This is a genomic window from Companilactobacillus miaonis, from assembly GCF_036913615.1.
Taxonomy (GTDB): Bacteria; Bacillota; Bacilli; order Lactobacillales; family Lactobacillaceae; genus Companilactobacillus.
This window is the reverse complement of sequence record NZ_JAYKTX010000002.1, coordinates 57,588-75,640: the sequence shown is the minus strand read 5'-3', so window position 1 is coordinate 75,640 and position 18,053 is coordinate 57,588. Positions and strand designations below refer to the sequence as shown.

Genomic DNA, 18,053 nt, shown 5'->3' with positions numbered 1-18,053 from the left:
CCAAAAACAGTATAAAAAAAGATAGGCAAAATATTTTTTACCTATCAAAAATCTTATATTAATTATTTTTCAATTTCTTTACCATCGTACATATTCTCTAGAACTTGTTTCAATTCAGAAATCAATGGTTCCTTAGGATTTGTAAATGAGAATTGATCACCGAAAGCTTCTTCTGACAATGAATCAAGCTTTTGGTCAAAGTCTTTCTTATCAATATAGTTATCCTTTAAGCTTAACTTGATGCCAAGATTATGAGCTAGATCAACAATCTTTTGTACTAACGCATCTTTCAAAGCACGATCATCTTTACCAGACAAACCAATATATCTAGCAATCATAGCGTAATCAGAATCAGCTCTGAAGCTTTCATACTTAGGCCACATGGTGATCTTTGTTGGTTGTTCGAAGTTATAGTTGATAACTTGTGGCAAGGCAATAATTGAGGCTAGACCATGTCTGATACCGTAAGCGTTAGTTAAAACATCAGTAATTGAATGAGCCACACCAGCAAAAGCATTGCCGAATGACATACCAGCTAATGTTGAAGCGTTGTGCATTTCAGCTTGAGCATCTTTATCACCAGCAGCGGCTTTTTCAAGGTTATCAAAGACTAACTTAATAGCTTGCAAAGCATATGGTCTCGTGTAATCAGAAGCCATATTAGCAACGTATGATTCAACCGCATTGTTCAAAACATCCATTCCGGACTCAGCAATGATGTCTTTTGGCATTGTTTCTACAAATTGTGAATCAATGATAGCAACATCAGGAGTCAATGCATAATCAGCGATAGGATATTTTGTGCCAGTCTTAGTATCAATGATAGAGCTGAATGGTGTGACTTCTGCACCGGTTCCATATGTTGTTGGAATTGCTACAAATTGAGCTTTTTCGGGCTTAGGGAACTTGTAGGCACGTTTTCTGATATCAATGAAGCCTTGCTTAGCACCGAACAAATCAACATCTGGATGCTCATAGAACAACCACATATCTTTGGCAGTGTCCATTGTCGTACCACCACCGAGGGCAATAATTGTATCCGGTTTAAATAGATTCATTTGTGTCACACCACGTTGAACAACATCTGTCGTGACGATATTGTCGACGTCTGAGAACATTGAATATTCAACGTGAACTTTACTACGTTTTAATTCATCAGTAATTGTATCAACGAAACCAAGTTGAACCATAACTGGATCACAAACGATAAAGGCTCTCTTCATTCCTTCAAGGTCCTCTAAGTAACGAACTGAAGTCTTTTCAAAGTAAACTCTAGGTTGTTTAATCCATTGCATGTTATTTCTCCGTTTTGCGATTGTCTTGATGTTAAGCAAATCAAATGATGAAACGTTATGAGAAATAGAATTCTTACCCCATGAACCAGTACCAAGAGTTAATGATGGAATCATTTCGTTATAAAGATTACCAATACCACCGATAGCAGCAGGAGTATTGACTAGTACACGACTAGCTTTCATCTTGATACCAAATTCAGTAGCTAAATCTTCATCCATTGTGTGAATACCAACTGTGTGACCAAGACCACCAAAGTGTAACAACTCTTCAGCTTTTTCAAAGCCTTCCTTGTGACCACTAACTTTATAAACTGACAAAACAGGTGAAAGTTTTTCGGCTGAAAGTGGTTCACTTGGTCCAACCTTAGACAATTCAACACCTAAAACCTTGGTGTCACTAGGAACTTTGATACCAGCAAGTTTGGCAATTTCAACTGCAGACTTACCAGCGATAGGACCCTTAACACCGCCTTCTGGTCTAAACATCGTCTCAGCTAATTTCTTGTAATCAGCTTTCTTAAGGAAGAAAATCTTGTTCTTTTCAAACAATGATTTAACTTCACTATAAATATCAGCATCAACAATAGCACTATTTTCAGAAGCACAAACCATACCATTATCAAATGTCTTTGACAAAACGATATCGTTAACAGCACGCTTAATGTTAGCTGTCTTTTCAATATAAGCTGGACCATTACCAGGACCAACGCCTAGAGCAGGTTTACCAGTTGAATAAGCAGCTTTGACCATACCAGGACCGCCAGTAGCAAGCACTGAAGCAACGCCATCATTATTCATTAAGTAAGAAGTAGCTTCAATACTTGGTTTTTCGATCCATTGGATGACACCTTCAGGAGCACCAGCTGCAATAGCAGCTTTTAACATAACTTTAGCAGCAGCAACTGAGGACTTTTGAGCTTGGGGATGGAAACCAAAAATAATTGGATTACGAGTCTTCAAAGCAATCAATGACTTGAACATTGCAGTTGAAGTTGGATTAGTAACTGGTGTAACACCAGCTAGAACACCAAGTGGTTCAGCAACTTTGATCAAACGATGTTCCTTGTCGTTTTCAATAATACCAACGGTCTTATCACGTTTGATTGAATGCCAAATTTCTTCAGTAGCGTACATATTCTTAATAACTTTATCTTCTAAAACACCACGGCCTGTTTCTTCGTAGGCCAATTTAGCTAATTCAAAACTAGCATTTAAACCAGCAATAGCCATTTGATGAACGATATGATCGACTTTTTCTTGAGTGAAACTATCCATGATCTCTAAAGCTTTTTGAGCTTTATTAACCATTTTATCAATCATGGGTTTAACGTCTTCTTTTTCATCCGGCTTTGCAGAAACCTTTGTATCTTTGGAACCTTTCAACATCTGATTACCTCCAAGGTTTAAAAACATATTTGTTAACTAATTCACGTTTTATCTTATCACTGTGGACTCATTGTTCAAGCATTTTAGTTCAAAAAAATGATGTAAACGTATTCACGTTGATATATCAACACGTGTCACACTTTGATAATTGTATCAGTAGTTTTCACAGATTGTTTTCAGTAATTTTATTGTGAATATTTATTCACAAAGTCCTCTTTTGAGGTAAATATAGCAACTTTTTAATTCACAAAAAAAGAGCTGAAACTTAATTCAGCTCTTGCTTGTGAATTATTTTTTATTGTTTGACAATTTTGTCTTGAGCGTAATCTGAGTTCGCTCCAACTCTTGTTTGATGATGTTTGTGTTTTTTGCGTTTTTTGTGTTTTTTTATATTTTTTTGATTGCTCTGATCGGGAGCTTTTTTGTTTGTGTTTGGTATTTTTTGAATCCGTTATTGGGTTCTTTTTACTTTTGCTTGTTCTGACTGCTGCTTAAACGGGTTCCGCAAGGGCAACCTCTTCCGGTTTACAAAATATTGAATCTCGCCCACTTCGTGGTCAATCTCCAATATTCCGTAAATCCTCGAAGGCTGGGCGCCCTTGCTCCACCCTCTCTTTATCTAAACATAGTCTTAGTAGCTCTTGCCATTACTTTTGGATCTTTCTCATAGTGATGCATTGGTGTCATTTCTGATAATGGAATGTTCAACAATGTATATACGGCTCTCTGGGCTGCTCTGAATGAGTACTGTTCTGTAAAGACCATGTCAAATGGTTGTTCACAGAATTGACTGATGAAGGCTAAGTTCTTGCTGTGTTCTGGAACTACGTCTGGACGGTCGCCGACGGCTCTTTGATTAAACATTGCACTTGCATATGGTAAGTGAACTGGAATTACGTTGACAATACTGTCCATAATTTCTTGGGTATGGTTCTTGATATTGTCTTTGCTTGGATCTACTTCTGCCAAATGACCTAAGAGTTCTTCTAGCATTTCTTTACCAGTCATTTCCATAACTGGTTTTTGAACGTAGTCACCATTTCTTCTTGGATACATGAAGTAGCCCCAGAAGGTGGATTCATTAGGCTTTTGTGCTTTGAAGTGTGGTTGATGATGTACAACGATAGATAGCAATGGTGTACTGTGAATCCATGTGTTCAAAGCATTACCGGGTTCTTGTTGAGTAATTCTTGAAATTTCATTGACTAAGAAGTGGCTATTAGTTGTAACAGTGAAACTTACCCACTCACTTTGTGTTCTATCTCCAAAGAATTTGTCAGGATTACCAAGTGAATAGAACTTCTCACTAGCTTTCTTCCAAAGCATAGCACTTGGAGCGTAGTCCATATTTTCTTTGAATGGTGTATTGAAATCACCAATTGCTGAACTATCAGTGATTGAACCATTAGTATCAAAGACTAAATCATTTTCAGCAATGTCGATGTGACCCTCTTTATTGTCATTGTCGACTTCTTCATACTTGAGTCCGGTGACGATAATATCATCTTGAAGTGGTGTATCTTTGAATTCCAAATCAGTAACTTTACGGTTATTGATAAAGGTTACGCCACGGTCTTCCAAATATTTGCGCATTGGCAAGATAATACTTTCAAATTGATTGTAAGGACTTCTTGTGACACCTTCCAAAGTATTGATACGACTGAATTCAAGAATCATACGATTCATGTAACGACGCAATTCAACGGCTGAACTAGCACGTTTGAAAGCAAAGGTTGTTTGCCACATATACCAGAAGTTAGTTGTGAAGAAATGAGGACTGCTTGCAAACCATTCAGCAATACTGATGTTGTTGAGTTTTTCCTCATCCTTTTCTGGCATCAACATTAACTTCGACAATAGATAACGATCCTTATTGTCAAACTGCATATGTCTGTAATTGTCTTTATTTGGTTTGATACGTGGACCATCTTCATCGATTAAACGGCCAACATCGTGTGTTGGATGTGCGTGATCGAAATTCAAAATATCATCAGTAACTGTTTGTCCGGGATTGTCCAGTGATGGGACTGAACGTAATACATCCCAAAGGTTTTCGAAAGTTTCTTCGTTGAGCATTCTGCCACCCTTGGCTAAGAAACCTTTGTTGTTGGACAAAGCTTGATTACCATATTCGGTTTCATAATCCTTAACTGCGGCACCATCGTTAGCACCGTGGTCTTCAAGACCCATCATTGTAATTTGATCGCCCTTGAAACCACCATCACGAATCAGATAAATACCGGCAGCTAAGTTACCGACACCGGTACCAATCATATAGGCTTTTCTTGTCATAACTAATGAACCTCCATTCCAAATCTTACACCTTTAATATAGCAGTTAAAAAATAAAAGTAAAGGCTTACATTGCATTTATATCAACATTTTTAATCTATTTTTTAAGTACAAAAAAAGAATCAAAACAAGTTAAATTTGTTTTGATTCTCTGATATTATTCACTCAAATTTGTTAGACGAACTACATCACGAACGATCATTAACTCTTCATCAGTAGGTACAACTAAGACAGTTGTCGTTGAATCATCAGTACTGATTTTGCGAAGACCTTTACCATGTTCGTTGGCATCTTTATCAAGCTTAATCCCGCGATAACTGAATCTATCAACGATTTCTTTTCTAATTTCAGCACTGCCTGCACCAACACCAGCAGTAAAGATCAAGACATCAGCACCACCTAAAAGTGTAATGTATGAACCAATATATTTAATGATTCGATTGACAAAAATTTTGATTGCTAGATCTGAACGATGGTTCTCTTTTCTAGTTGCTAAAAGATCACGCATATCTGGTGAAACTCCAGAAATACCCAATAAACCAGATTTTGTGTTCAAGATTTTGACCATTTCATTAGGGTCAGCAATCTTCATCTTTTGCATCAAATAAGCAACAAGTGAAGGATCAATATCACCTGAGCGAGTGCTCATTGTGATACCAGAAAGTGGTGTGAATCCCATTGAAGTATCAACTGATTTGCCATCTTTGATAGCATCAATTGATGAACCACTACCTAAGTGACAAGAAATAACTTTCAAATCGGTTAATGGCTTCTGTAGAAAATTGGCTGCGGCTTTAGCTACATAACGGTGACTAGTACCGTGTGCTCCGAATTTACGCACACCATATTTTTCAAAATATTCATAAGGAATACTATATAAATAATTTACTGGGTCCATCGTTTGATGGAATGATGTATCAAAGACTGCAACCTGTGGAATATCAGGTAAGATTTTTTCAAAAGCATCGATACCTGCCGCCTGTCCAGGGTTGTGCAATGGGGCATACTCAGCCAAATTTTTGATCTGTTCAACTACTCGAGGTGTAACTAGTGCAGAATCTTTAAAGATACTTCCACCAGCAACTACACGATGTCCAACACCTTTGATTTCATGATAATTATCAATAATTTTCAATTCAATCAATTTATGAAGCATCTTGTTTACAGCGGTTGTGTGATCGGGAATATCGCCCATTTCACTAATTTTCTTTCCAGCATATTGAACTTCAAAAACTGAGTCTGATAAACCTAAACGATCTACCATTCCCTGTGCAACAACTTTTTCCTCAGGTACTGTGTATAGTTTCCACTTCAATGTAGAGCTACCAGAATTTACGGCCATGATTTTAGACATTAATCTCACCTAACCTTTAAAATTTTTTGCCCAGTCTTGTAACTGGTCCTTAAAGCCCTCGAATAACTTAGGGTTATTGGTATCTGGTATTGTGCCCATCAAAACATTTCCAATTTGCTTGGCATCTTTGCCGTGTTTTTGTAAAACAACCACTGCCTTTTGCGCTTCTTTTGATGCAAATAGACTTGCTGGTAAATCAAGAACTGCTTGCAAATAAACACTAGAAACCATCCATTCTGATAGTTTCTTAGCTTGGTCAGTTTGGAAAATTTGAGAAGGTACGATAAATATACCGATTCCACCGTCATTTAAATTATTCATTGTCTGTTCAATTAAAAGATGGTGCGCATAGGAATGTCCCTTATCTGAACTTGTTTTAAAGTTCTTTGCATTGTCGTCAATTGGATAGTATCCGACTGGTAAATCAGCCACTGCTATATCAATATCGGTAATATCCCAATCAGCAACGCTATCTTGATGATAGGCGTCAATGTTGAGATTCATTACTTCACTAAATGATTTTGTTAAAGAAACTAACGCATCATCATTATCAAGTGCAGCTGCATTGATATTGAATTTGCCGGTCATATTCAATTGTTCAATAACTTCGATCAATAAGTTACCCGTTCCAACAGTTGGATCGACTATGTTCACGTCTTTCTTATTTTGAACATTTAGTATTTCATAAGCAATTAAGCTAGTTATCAAGCCGATTGCATCCGGAGTCATCAATTTGTTTACTTCAGTTTGATCATCTTTTTGAGCTTTAATAATTGAAACTGTAATAGCTTGTTTTAATTGTTGTGGTGTCATATTCAACTGTTTCATCTCACGATAAAGTGCCTCTAATTTTTCAACAGTTGCAGTATCTGGAACACCATTTTCAACATAAACTCGGCCATCAGAAATATTAGTTAAAGTCTCAGCCAGTGAATCAATGTTTGCGACCCTCAATGTCTCCTTCAATACAGTATTTGCTTGATTCATCTTCTCAAAATATGTTTGCATATCTTTTTCTGACATGGTTAACCTCTTTGCCTAATAATAAAATTTTAACGTTGAAAACGATTTTATTCAAGGACTCCTCAAATTACGAATTTACAATTTATATCTTTTATGAATATTTTCATTGATTTGTTTTAAGTACATCTCGTCCAATTGCCGGTATTGAGCGATTTGTTCACCAATCAAATTTGTACTATAGCCAATAATCAAAATTGCAACCGATAACATTAATATACAATTTAACATCATCATTCCGCCACGTTTTTGATTTTGCTTATTTTTTATCATTCAACGTTAAAATCATTTCAGATTTTTCACCGGCTTTATTCACTGTTGTAATGATAACTAAATTTGAGATTTTTTCAATATTAATTTCTTGTTGACCTGTCAAAATCGGTTCATGGCCTCCTTTAGTCGCAGTTGTTTTTCTTAACATGTAGTCATTTGTATTTCCTTGATAGACCTCAAAAACAAACCCAGGATGTTCCCCCTTCTCTAATTTTTTCCCAGAATAAATAATCTTATCTTTAGTAACATCCCTAATCTCAAAAGCATCATCCAAAGTTTTCTGAATTTTATCTTGAGTGATGTGCCAACGCAGTTGATCATTAAAAGTTGTATTTTGAATTGTCTTCATTAGCTGTAAAGCTTGTTGCAAGATTCCCAATGTCAAAATCGTCACCATCAACGCGACAATTGCCTCATAAAGAACGAACCCATGACGTTTATTTGTTGACCTGATAAACATGCTGATTTACCGTCACTTGATATTTATTTGAATCCTCTTGAAAGTAATAAATTTTATTTTTGACCATGACCTGTTTTGGAAAATTTTGAAAGCGCAAATGTTGCAATATAAATTGATGTGCTGTTACTCTCATCTCCCAATCATTGATCAATTTAAATTGTTCTGATATACAAATCGTCAAAGTCAAAATAATGATTAATGAAATTGTTAATGACGTTAGAGCCTCAAACAAAATAAATCCGTCATGTTTTTTCAACAATTTCACCCCATCCCATTTGAATCGTATATTCGTATTTCTTACCAGTTAATGTAGATCGAAAAATCACTGTTCTGGGTGATGTTTCACCCGATTTAGAAATTCTAAACACCTGATGTCCTGTTGTAATAGTTAAAGTCTTTGGCAAATGTTTCTGTACTTGAAATTTTCCATTACTAATTTGTAAATACACAGGATCAACAATAACCTTGGCATCTTCATGATTTAAATAAGCATAATTCATAGCATTTTTGAATTTACCTTTGAACCATTGCAAAGTCTGACGTTCCTCAATCTGAGCTTGATAATCTTTTAGATTCCAAACAGAAATAGCAACTAAACTACAGACAATCATTAATCCAATGGTAGTTTCTATGATTGTGAAGCCTTCTTTTCTAGTACCCATTTCCCATCACCATCTTTTTGCAAGATATAATGAAGATCATCCAATTTTTTCTTTTGATTATCCGTTATATATTTATCTTTTTGTAAACTCTCCAAGTCAAACTTGTCTGAATGCGTTTCAGCATACATTTCTGCCTGATTGGTAACTGTCGTTACCAAAGCCTGTTCTGATTTTTCATTAGCATTCTGACGTTGAGCTGCCAAATTTGGAATCATCAACAGCAACAACAGTGAAATAATAAATAACACGATCACCATTTCAATCAAAGTGAAACCTTTTCTCTTCTTCATCACGAAATCCCCTTCATCATGCCGTAGATAGGCAACAAAATTATCAAATAGGTCGTCACGATAATTACCGCAATGATGGCAAATAAGAATGGTTGAATCATTCCCATCACTCTTCTTAAATCTCGTTGTGTTTCCTCAAATTTCAATTCCGACATCACCAATAGATCTTGGGCTAAAGCACTACCACTTTCGCCAGCTTGCAAAATAACTTGTAATTGATTCGGTAATAATGGTTCAGTTTGAATTAATTTCAATAAGTTATTTCCATTAGTTAACCCCTTTAAAAACTCATCTGCTAAATGACTTTGAATAGAACCTTTTTCAAAATGATGATTCAATTCACAAATATCGAAGAAATTCATCCCATTAGCCAATTGCATTCCTAGTCCTTGCAAAATTAGAAATTGAAAAAAATTCAGATAAATTTTTCCTAGAATCGGCAATTTCACAAGGACCAAAGCTCGATGATATTCATCTTGGCGTTGTAAACACAAGTGAAATATCAAACTAAATAAAATTATTAAAGCAATCACACCTAAAATTATCTCTAAAAATAAATCGATCAAATTACCATTGGCCATTGCCAGTTGTGGAATTATATAGAGCTTCATCCCCACTAACATCGTGATCAGAAACATTAAAATAAAACAAGGATAAACTAAGACCTCTTTCAACTTATTCTTTTGTTTGGCCTGATTGTTTAAAAGCGTTCCGGTTTGCGCCATGGCTTGAGCTAATTTACCGTGGTTTTGAGCGATAACTAATTGGTTATAAATAACCATTGGTAAATGCAAATGCTGCAAGGCTTGTGAAATCATTTTACCGTGACACAAATCTTGATAAATTAACTCAAAAATTTTTTCTTGGTCATTTAATAGTCGTAAACAGTTAATCGTTTCACTTAGTGAAAATCCATTTTGTAAGAGCTTACTAATCGTCAATAAATATTCAGATTTTTTTGTAATTGGAACCTTTTTAGTAAAGATATTCTTGGTAAGTTTCTTCATCTAGGTATCCCCGTTGATAAGCATTTTCTAATAGTTGTTGCCATTTATTATCTATCGTTTCGTTTTCTAAAAATTCCTTAATAGCAGGATTTTCTAAATAATCCAAAAATAACTCAACATCTTTGTTGGTTGGCACTAATCGTTGATAGGAAATAAAATTAACCGCATTAGTGATTTCTACATCATCGATACCGAATTGCTTTAAACGTTGAATTACCGAAAATTTTGATTTTCCATGTATTGTCGACATGACCGTATAACCACAAAGTGCTGCCTGAATCGCCTGTTGGGCCGTATTTTTATCACGGATTTCACCAATGATCAAAACTTCTGGACGATGTCGCAAACTAGTTTTGATCAACTCTTCATAAGTCATCCCAGCCTCTTCATTAACTTGCAATTGTAAGAAATTCTCCTCCACGATTTCAATTGGATCTTCAATACACATGATTTTCTTCTGCCCACTCAAACGCCGTCCTAAAGCATACATTAATGAGGTTTTACCTGAGCCCATCGGACCAGCAAATAGCATCATCCCTTTACGCTTAGAAATTGGCAACAGGGTTTTGACCAATTCCTCATCTATTTGTTCGTGATATTCTTGAGGATAAATCAGCCGTACAACCATCGATTCACGGTTCTTAAAATCACCAACGGATGAAATTCGAATGAAGATATTTTTATTTTGATAAGTAAAGTTGAAAGCACCTTTTTGAGCTCGACGCCTCTCCGAAACATCCAATCCACCATTAAATTTCAAGAAGTTCATGATGGCAAAACTTTCATCGTTCGACAAATCTGCCACGGTGTAATTTTGTAATGAGTTACTAGCTTGAATGCGGTAGAAATTATCTCGTGGAAAAAAATAAATATCCGAAACTTGATTGATACACGCTTCCGTCAATAAATTGTTGACCATACTTTCTGCAGTCATAAAAATTCCTCCTTTCATTCAAAATTACGCAAAAAAAATTGGCCAATCACTTGACCAGTTAATTTACCCTAATTTAATTTTTGAATCAGCCAGAGCAGCATCGACTACTCCCATCACGGTTAAACTGTGTTCCATTCGTTTGGCTGCCTCGCGTAAATCATGTTCAGTTATCATCTGATTAAAAAATTTAAACTCTTGAAACATCCGATGTTGATGTACTTTCTTATCTATCCTAGTAGCAGCTTGACCATTCAAAGTTTCTGTATAGTCACTCAACACATTGACTGGACCATCGACCGTAATTGAACCTTCATCACCTTGAATAGTTGAAGTAACTTTGGCAGCACAATCTTTGGCGGCAATGCAGACGACTTTGGTGCCTGGATAATCCAAAACTAAAATTCCAGACGTATCGATTCCTCGTTCAACGTTGGCATAATAGTGGACCGCTTGTGGTTTCCCCATGATTCCGACTACGAAATGAATGTTATAAATATTCAAATCCATCAAGGCACCGCCACCTTTTTTCGGATCAAAGACAGGTAGGATTTTTCCCGCTTTGAAGGCGTCATAACGGTGTGAATATTGTGAATAATTACATTCGATCACCTTGATTTTGCCTAATTGTGGCAAATCATCCTTAACACTTTGATAGTTTGATAAATATTGATTAGTAATTGCTTCAACTAAAATCAACTGCTTTTCTTCAGCCAATTGCTTCAATTCGAGTAATTGTTCACTATCCAAAGTAAAGGGCTTTTCACAGATGACATTTTTTCCCGCTTGTAAAGCCAATTTGGCAAAACGAAAGTGCAAGAAATTAGGCAAAGCAACATATACTGTATCAATTTCAGGATCTTTTAGACATTCATTAACATCAGTATAGATTTTTTTGATTTTGTGCTCTTTTTGAAATTCTTTCATCGTTGATAAATCATTTTCAACACCCATAATGGCTGTCAATTCAATTTCTGGTAAATCATCGATCATTGTCAAGAAATCTTTGACAATCATACCTGCTCCAAATATTGCTAGTTTCATCTATTCGTCCACACTTTCAGTTATTTGTTTAATTCCCGTTTCCAACATATGAATTTGATAAATTGTTTCCTCGTCTTTAACTGCTTTGGGCTTGCCTTCAATAATTGTTTCATACAAACCGTGGTAAACTCGACTATAATCACCAATTTCAGAAACGACTTTTTCTTGATGATATTGATTATTCTCATCCATATAAGTCAAGGTTCCATAATCCTCTGGTTTATCAATTCCAAAGTCTTCATGATTTGGCATATAAAAGTGCTTCAAATCGACTTCTTGACGATCCATATTTTGTTTCACGAAGACTCCTTTTTTCCCATAAACAGTAAAGCTAGGACGAGGAACTAATCTAAAATAACTCGACTTAACTGAGACTTTCATCACGCCGTAATACATATCAATATCAAAATAATCATTCATTCTATTTTTACCTAAAAGCTGTCTGACATCATAGTGAACTTTATCAGCCTTACCAAAATAAGAAATGATTTGATCCAAAGTATGGCAAGCGTGACCGTACAAATAACTATGCCCAACCGTAAAACTCTGTTCATGTTCCGGCACATATGGACGGAAGTAATCATAAGTTGATTCAAGCTCCAAAATATCACCTAATCTACCGCTCTCAATTACCTTTTGAACTGTCAAAAAGTCTGAATCAAAACGACGATTTTGGTAACATTGAATCAACAAACCTTTTTCCTTTGCTAAAGCAAATAATTCTTTAGCCTGAGCTTCAGTTTGCGTAAAAGGCTTTTCAACTAAAACATTTTTGCCATGATTCAAAACTTCTTTAGCCATCGAATAATGAATCTCAGCTGGAACTGACAGGACAACCAATTGAATTTCTTCATCGTCATAAATATCAGCGATATTGGTTGTATAATTAATTCCTGGAATTGCTGGCCAAATATCATGGCTAATTTTTGGTGCATAAATCGTTTTAACCTTGATTTCATCTTTTAATTTCAACGAGAATGGTAAATGATAACGATTAGCGCTTTTACCATTTCCAATATAAGCAATAGTTAATTTTTTCATATGATTAACTCCCTTCGATAAATTCACTTTAACGAATTTTTTCAGAGTAAAGAAGTTAATCACTGCAAACTGGTAATTACTAACGTAAAAAATAAAGATTCAATAGAAAACTCTGAACATTTTGTTCAAACAATGGGGGATTTTTGATGTTATTCACTGACCGTTTAGCACACACGACTGATTTCACAGACAACGAAAAAAGAATTGCTAATTTTATTGAACAGAACCTTAAAGCGGTTTCAACAATGTCCATTCAAACTTTAGCTTCGAAAACTTATACTTCCCACTCGGCACTAGTTCGTTTTGCCAAAAAATTAAATTACGATGGATTTAAATCCATGCGACAAGATATTAATAACGATGTCCAAAAAAATATTCTCCAATTAAATGACGTTGACGCTAACTTTCCTTTTTCACCAGAAAATTCAGCTTTAGAAATCGCTAAAAACATTTCTGACTTAAATATCAATGCTATCAAACGGACATTAGCTCAACTCGATGAAGAGTCATTAACTCAGGCCGCACAAAAAATCATCGACAGTCAAAGATTAGTTCTCTTTGCCATCGGTGATACTCAAATTAGGGCTCGTGGTTTTCAAAGTAAGTTAGTGAAAATAAATAAATTTGCTATTATTGCTGAAGAATACAGTGATGAATCTTGGACTGCTAGCAATCTAACTGAACACGATCTTGCAATTTTTCTATCTTATACGGGTAATAGCAATAATTATCTCAAGCAAATCAAATTTTTGAAAAAGCAAAAGGTTCCAACTCTTTTAATAACTGGCAATCCAGAAAGTAAAATGATTCAAGAAGCTGACCAAGTTATCACGATCGTTCAAAATGAATTCGACGTCTTCAAAGTCAGCACTTTTGCCTCACAAATTACTTTCGAATATCTCTTAGACACTTTGTTTGCCATCATCTACTCGAAATCTTATAAAGAAAATCTCATCAAAATGCAATCCAATTACAAAAAACTCACTCAAAATAAAATATTGTAAAAAAAAAGCTTGTAAACATTATGTTTACAGGCTTTTAAATTATTCGTCGTCGTCATCTGCAGCTGCAGTATAAACTTCGGAAACATCATCGTTATCTTCAAGTTGATCAACTAGATGTTCAAATTGTTCTTTTTTATCTTCTGGAACTGGAGTTGTGTTTTGAGGAATCATTGTTAACTCTGAGTTAGCAAGTTCATATCCCTTTTCAATCAATCCATCACGTACAGCAGCAAATTCTTTTGCGTCTGTGTAGATTTCATAAGCATCGTCTGATGTTTGAAGATCATCGGCACCAAGGTCCATGATGTCCATCAATACAGTATCTTCGTCTTGACTGTTCTTTGTACGGTCTAAAACGATGTAACCTTTACGATCAAACATGTAAGCAACTGAACCACTTGAGCCCATGCTACCTCCGTTACGGGTAAATGCAACACGTACGGCAGAAGCAGTTCTGTTCTTGTTATCTGTCAAAGTTTCAACTAAGACTGCAACCCCACCTGGAGCGTAACCTTCGTATGTAACTTCATCATAATGTTCATCACTGTCGCCATCAGCCTTATCCAAAGCACGCTTGATGTTATCCTTTGGCATATTAGCTGCACGAGCTTTATCTACGATTAAACGAAGGGCAGCATTATCGTTAGGATCGGAGCCACCCGCCTTAGCTGCCATAAATAATTCACGAGACAGCTTTTGGAAGATTTTACCACGCTTTGCATCTTGGGCACTTTTTCTACCTTGGATGTTATGCCATTTTGAATGTCCTGACATTTCTGTTTCCTTCTTTCATGATTATTGTAAACCGCATATCATTTTATCAAAATAAACGTGCTATTTCAATATTTCTTCAGCAAATAAACCATTAAAGAAGGTATGTTTTTTTTAAATTAATGAAACTTTTTGAGATCGATTCCAACCAGTGTACTGAAGCCAATCACAATTCCAATCATTTTCGGGATAAATCCTGATTTATTCCCTGCTTGAGGCAAATAAATCATGTGCCCATTAGACCGAGTTGTTTGGGGAGCTTGATTATTTTTTTTGACCGAATTAACCGGGGCGCAATAAACCGTTCCATACATTACGCTACCACTATTATTAGCCACCACTTGGGTTTTAGGTTCAACTTTCTCAGTTTCATCTGTTACTTTTGGTTCGTCAGTTTTATTATTTTTTACTGATTCGGTCTGCGAAGGAGCTGGCTCTACTTCTTGTTCAGTTGAATCATTTTTTAAAACCGTTAAAAAGACTGTTTTAGTCTGCCCATCGGGTGTGCTCAATTTAACTTGATATTTACCAGGCTTATTTAAATCGGCCTGATTCAAATCAACCGTCACCTGCTGGTCTTTTCCAGCTGAATCTTTACAAGTGGCTTGAAATTCTTTTGCCGTTGGTACTGGATCACCGACTTTCATCGTAAAATCTTCACCTGATAAATCATCATCAGTAATCACTTTTTGATTCTTTTGAGAATCATCAGTTGTTGTTTGATCAATGAGAGTATTAGGCACTGGAGTATCCTTTTGGCTATCAGAAGTATTTTGGGTAGTATCAAGTAAATCCGCATTGACAAGACTAGTTTGACTCACAAATATAAATCCAAATAATACTGCAAAGCAAAGTACAATTTTGTATTTTATTCTCATAATATCCACCGCCTAATAAATTAAATAGAATATGTTTAAACATCTACTTCAGATAATACAATCCTTTTTGTATTTGTTAAACAATTCGCTTATGGATATATAAAAAAGTTATAAATAATTTATAAAAAATGCCTTATCAAAACCACACTCCATATGTGATTTCAATAAGGCTTATAAAGCTATAGTGCTTTCTTTCGTTCAATCAAGAAAAGTATCAAGACAACGATCAAACTGCCGACAAAAGCACCTGCACTGTCCAAAATTACATCTTGAACCATTGGTGATCTGCCGCCGGTAAGTCCCTGATGAAATTCATCAAAGGCAGCTAAACCAGTAGCCGTCATCCAAGGTATGAAAACTCTTAAAAACCAGTTTTGTTGAAAGCACCAGTAAAGTGCTAAACACAAAAATGCTCCTAATAGTAAATAAATACTGAAATGAGCCCCTTTACGAATGATGAACTCAACAAATTTGAAATAACCATCGTTTGCGACTGACTGATACTTGCCGCCATAATAAAAACCGATTGACGACAAGCTATCTTTAAAAGGTTCGTTCCCAAGATATTTTTCTAGAAATGGTACTGAGGTTTGTTCTTTATAAGTCATTGAGGAACTGTAGAACAAAACTAATTCTACGGCAATAACTAATCCCCATGACCAATGAATTATTTTCTTACGCATCAATTTTCATCTAGCTTGACCGTCGCATTAAGTTCCTTAGCATCATCGAAATAACCTGAGTAATACAATGAATGAATTGCCCAGAAATACATTACAGTTGAGAAAATCAAAATCAAAACGAAATCAAGTGGATACTTAATCAAATTCAACCCACCAAAGGCTGAACCACCTAGCCAAGATATCAATGATAAACCGATCAAATGAACGATCAACCATAAACTGGCATATAACTTTTGCTTGAATTCTCTAAAACCACGACGATAATCGTAAACAAAATAGATTGGCAAACCAACGATAATAATCACAATAACTTCAACCGTTGTTGGGAACATAGCCCAATAAATTGCTAAACTAATTAAATCAAATACAACTGGGGCTAGATACTTCATCCCCTTAATCTTTGTTGGTCGACGCATTTTCGGCCCCATCTTCCGCAAACTACCCGCAACAACTGGTCCTGAAAGTAATGAGATCAAAGTTGATGCAGCTACCACTCGAGATAGTAACGACCAATTTTTAAACAGCAAAATCAAAATAAAACTAACTAATAAATCAACGAATAAAGCAATTCTTGGTGAATTGTATTTATTGTTTGAATTACTTAAAAATAATGGTAAGTGCTTATTTTTTGGCATTGAAGACAACGATTTACTTGCGGAACTTGCAAAAGCAATCCCACTACCAACTGGTGAAATAAAGGCCGTAAAGTAAACTAATGTTGATAGCCAGGTAATATTCAATAGAATTGCTAAATCCGCAAATGGTGAATTGAAATCAATATTCGACCAGCCACCACTAATAATAGACTGTGGTAAGGCTCCAATAAACACGATCTGTAATGCAATGTAAATTAATGCACTGATCAACAGTGACAATATAATTCCTCGTCTAATGTTAACTGATGGTTTCTTAATATCATTACTCAAATTAATAACCGTTTGAAAGGCAACGTAAGAATAAATAATTCCGGCGCTACCAATAGCTACGAAAATTGAAGATGTCCCATTCGGCATAAATTCACCAAAGGAACTTCCCATATTACCAAAATCAAAATGAGCCGAAACTAAAACAACCATGGTAATTATCGGCACAATTACTTTTAAAACAGAAATAAAATTGTTGAATTTGGCCATAATGGTAACCGACCAATAATTAATAAATGTAAAAATTATTAACATGACAGCTGCCATTAAAATACCTTGAAAACTTAATTGGTCACCCTTCATAAATCCATGCGTCCAATTAGCCCACTCCCAAGGCCAAGTACTCATGTATTGAACTGAAGCGACCGCTTCAATTGGTAAAATTGCTAAAAGCGATATCCAATTAGCCCAAGAGAAAATATGTCCTAGTAACGATCCATGAGTATACATCGTGAATCGGCTCATCGCCCCCTCTTCAGGAAACATCGTTCCTATTTCAACATATACCATCGCAATCATTGCTACTAAAATTGCCCCTATGATCCAGGCAACAATTGCTGCCGGTCCAGCTATTTGGGCAGCCTGGCTAGAACCAAACATCCACCCTGACCCAATGATTGCACTGAGTCCAAACATAACTGTTGAGAACAAATTTAATTTTTTATTTCTCATAAAACCACCAATCTGAAATTTTTTGTATAAAAAAATAGCCTTCATTCCGAAGACTATTATACTTCATA

18 protein-coding genes are annotated in these 18,053 nt (G+C 35.6%); 1 reads left to right on the top strand and 17 read right to left on the bottom strand.

From position 1 onward, the window contains the following. Positions 1-62: 62 nt before the first annotated feature. From adhE to U8521_RS01880, 13 genes are all read right to left on the bottom strand, one after another. The gene (gene adhE / locus U8521_RS01940; RefSeq protein WP_334351688.1) at positions 63-2,681 is read right to left on the bottom strand and encodes a bifunctional acetaldehyde-CoA/alcohol dehydrogenase; all 2,619 of its coding nucleotides are present in this window, start codon (positions 2,679-2,681) and stop codon (positions 63-65) included. A 615-nt stretch (positions 2,682-3,296) separates the two neighbouring features. Continuing rightward, positions 3,297-4,973, bottom strand: a complete 1,677-nt coding sequence (locus tag U8521_RS01935; RefSeq protein ID WP_334351687.1) for an oleate hydratase — start codon at positions 4,971-4,973, stop codon at positions 3,297-3,299. 156 nt (positions 4,974-5,129) lie between these two features. Beyond that, entirely contained in the window at positions 5,130-6,326 is a 1,197-nt protein-coding gene (locus tag U8521_RS01930) for an acetate/propionate family kinase (protein WP_334351686.1), read from the bottom strand. Between the two features lie 9 nt (positions 6,327-6,335). Then, positions 6,336-7,349 carry a class I SAM-dependent methyltransferase gene (locus tag U8521_RS01925; RefSeq protein WP_334351685.1) on the bottom strand — a complete coding sequence of 338 codons (1,014 nt, stop codon included), beginning with the start codon at positions 7,347-7,349 and terminating at the stop codon, positions 6,336-6,338. Positions 7,350-7,424: 75 nt separating this feature from the next. After that, positions 7,425-7,619 (bottom strand): hypothetical protein, encoded by a 195-nt coding sequence (locus U8521_RS01920; RefSeq protein ID WP_334333386.1) that lies wholly within the window; start codon positions 7,617-7,619, stop codon positions 7,425-7,427. Then, positions 7,606-8,079 (bottom strand): competence type IV pilus minor pilin ComGF, encoded by a 474-nt coding sequence (locus U8521_RS01915; protein WP_334351684.1) that lies wholly within the window; start codon positions 8,077-8,079, stop codon positions 7,606-7,608. The genes U8521_RS01920 and U8521_RS01915 overlap by 14 nt, the downstream gene beginning before the upstream one ends. Beyond that, the gene (locus tag U8521_RS01910; RefSeq protein ID WP_334333388.1) at positions 8,057-8,335 is read right to left on the bottom strand and encodes a hypothetical protein; all 279 of its coding nucleotides are present in this window, start codon (positions 8,333-8,335) and stop codon (positions 8,057-8,059) included. Before U8521_RS01910 ends, U8521_RS01915 begins: the two co-directional genes overlap by 23 nt. Then, entirely contained in the window at positions 8,322-8,741 is a 420-nt protein-coding gene (locus U8521_RS01905) for a type II secretion system protein (protein ID WP_334351683.1), read from the bottom strand. Before U8521_RS01905 ends, U8521_RS01910 begins: the two co-directional genes overlap by 14 nt. Further along, on the bottom strand, positions 8,708-9,031 hold the full coding sequence (gene comGC, locus U8521_RS01900) for a competence type IV pilus major pilin ComGC (protein ID WP_334351682.1): 324 nt from the start codon (positions 9,029-9,031) through the stop codon (positions 8,708-8,710). The genes U8521_RS01905 and comGC overlap by 34 nt, the downstream gene beginning before the upstream one ends. After that, positions 9,031-10,038, bottom strand: a complete 1,008-nt coding sequence (locus U8521_RS01895; RefSeq protein ID WP_334351681.1) for a type II secretion system F family protein — start codon at positions 10,036-10,038, stop codon at positions 9,031-9,033. The genes comGC and U8521_RS01895 overlap by 1 nt, the downstream gene beginning before the upstream one ends. Beyond that, positions 10,007-10,972, bottom strand: a complete 966-nt coding sequence (gene comGA, locus U8521_RS01890; RefSeq protein ID WP_334351680.1) for a competence type IV pilus ATPase ComGA — start codon at positions 10,970-10,972, stop codon at positions 10,007-10,009. The genes U8521_RS01895 and comGA overlap by 32 nt, the downstream gene beginning before the upstream one ends. Positions 10,973-11,035: 63 nt before the next feature. Next, positions 11,036-12,013, bottom strand: a complete 978-nt coding sequence (locus U8521_RS01885; protein WP_334351678.1) for a Gfo/Idh/MocA family protein — start codon at positions 12,011-12,013, stop codon at positions 11,036-11,038. Further along, entirely contained in the window at positions 12,014-13,054 is a 1,041-nt protein-coding gene (locus tag U8521_RS01880; protein WP_334351677.1) for a Gfo/Idh/MocA family oxidoreductase, read from the bottom strand. Positions 13,055-13,200: 146 nt separating this feature from the next. Between U8521_RS01880 and U8521_RS01875 the strand changes: the two genes are divergently transcribed. Next, positions 13,201-14,058, top strand: a complete 858-nt coding sequence (locus U8521_RS01875; RefSeq protein ID WP_334333395.1) for a MurR/RpiR family transcriptional regulator — start codon at positions 13,201-13,203, stop codon at positions 14,056-14,058. Positions 14,059-14,097: 39 nt separating this feature from the next. Here the strand turns inward: U8521_RS01875 and U8521_RS01870 are convergent, their stop codons facing one another. The 4 genes from U8521_RS01870 to U8521_RS01855 form a co-directional block, all read right to left on the bottom strand. Beyond that, on the bottom strand, positions 14,098-14,832 hold the full coding sequence (locus U8521_RS01870) for a YebC/PmpR family DNA-binding transcriptional regulator (RefSeq protein ID WP_334333396.1): 735 nt from the start codon (positions 14,830-14,832) through the stop codon (positions 14,098-14,100). A gap of 116 nt (positions 14,833-14,948) precedes the next feature. Then, positions 14,949-15,707, bottom strand: coding sequence for a hypothetical protein (locus tag U8521_RS01865; protein WP_334333397.1), 759 nt, complete (start codon positions 15,705-15,707; stop codon positions 14,949-14,951). Between the two features lie 179 nt (positions 15,708-15,886). Further along, entirely contained in the window at positions 15,887-16,390 is a 504-nt protein-coding gene (locus U8521_RS01860) for a VanZ family protein (RefSeq protein ID WP_334333398.1), read from the bottom strand. Then, positions 16,390-17,985, bottom strand: coding sequence for an APC family permease (locus U8521_RS01855; protein WP_334351676.1), 1,596 nt, complete (start codon positions 17,983-17,985; stop codon positions 16,390-16,392). The genes U8521_RS01860 and U8521_RS01855 overlap by 1 nt, the downstream gene beginning before the upstream one ends. Positions 17,986-18,053 lie beyond the last annotated feature (68 nt).

Bases quoted from the DNA above. Each gene is read 5' to 3' on its own strand.
- U8521_RS01905 (WP_334351683.1), bottom strand. From the start codon at position 8,741: ATGGGTACTAGAAAAGAAGGCTTCACAATCATAGAAACTACCATTGGA.
- U8521_RS01935 (WP_334351687.1), bottom strand. From the start codon at position 4,973: ATGACAAGAAAAGCCTATATGATTGGTACCGGTGTCGGTAACTTAGCT.
- U8521_RS01860 (WP_334333398.1), bottom strand. From the start codon at position 16,390: ATGCGTAAGAAAATAATTCATTGGTCATGGGGATTAGTTATTGCCGTA.
- comGA (WP_334351680.1), bottom strand. From the start codon at position 10,972: ATGACTGCAGAAAGTATGGTCAACAATTTATTGACGGAAGCGTGTATC.
- U8521_RS01875 (WP_334333395.1), top strand. From the start codon at position 13,201: ATGTTATTCACTGACCGTTTAGCACACACGACTGATTTCACAGACAAC.
- U8521_RS01920 (WP_334333386.1), bottom strand. From the start codon at position 7,619: ATGATAAAAAATAAGCAAAATCAAAAACGTGGCGGAATGATGATGTTA.
- U8521_RS01880 (WP_334351677.1), bottom strand. From the start codon at position 13,054: ATGAAAAAATTAACTATTGCTTATATTGGAAATGGTAAAAGCGCTAAT.
- U8521_RS01925 (WP_334351685.1), bottom strand. From the start codon at position 7,349: ATGTCAGAAAAAGATATGCAAACATATTTTGAGAAGATGAATCAAGCA.
- U8521_RS01865 (WP_334333397.1), bottom strand. From the start codon at position 15,707: ATGAGAATAAAATACAAAATTGTACTTTGCTTTGCAGTATTATTTGGA.
- U8521_RS01915 (WP_334351684.1), bottom strand. From the start codon at position 8,079: ATGTTTATCAGGTCAACAAATAAACGTCATGGGTTCGTTCTTTATGAG.
- U8521_RS01855 (WP_334351676.1), bottom strand. From the start codon at position 17,985: ATGAGAAATAAAAAATTAAATTTGTTCTCAACAGTTATGTTTGGACTC.
- U8521_RS01895 (WP_334351681.1), bottom strand. From the start codon at position 10,038: ATGAAGAAACTTACCAAGAATATCTTTACTAAAAAGGTTCCAATTACA.
- U8521_RS01870 (WP_334333396.1), bottom strand. From the start codon at position 14,832: ATGTCAGGACATTCAAAATGGCATAACATCCAAGGTAGAAAAAGTGCC.
- adhE (WP_334351688.1), bottom strand. From the start codon at position 2,681: ATGTTGAAAGGTTCCAAAGATACAAAGGTTTCTGCAAAGCCGGATGAA.
- U8521_RS01930 (WP_334351686.1), bottom strand. From the start codon at position 6,326: ATGTCTAAAATCATGGCCGTAAATTCTGGTAGCTCTACATTGAAGTGG.
- U8521_RS01885 (WP_334351678.1), bottom strand. From the start codon at position 12,013: ATGAAACTAGCAATATTTGGAGCAGGTATGATTGTCAAAGATTTCTTG.
- comGC (WP_334351682.1), bottom strand. From the start codon at position 9,031: ATGAAGAAGAGAAAAGGTTTCACTTTGATTGAAATGGTGATCGTGTTA.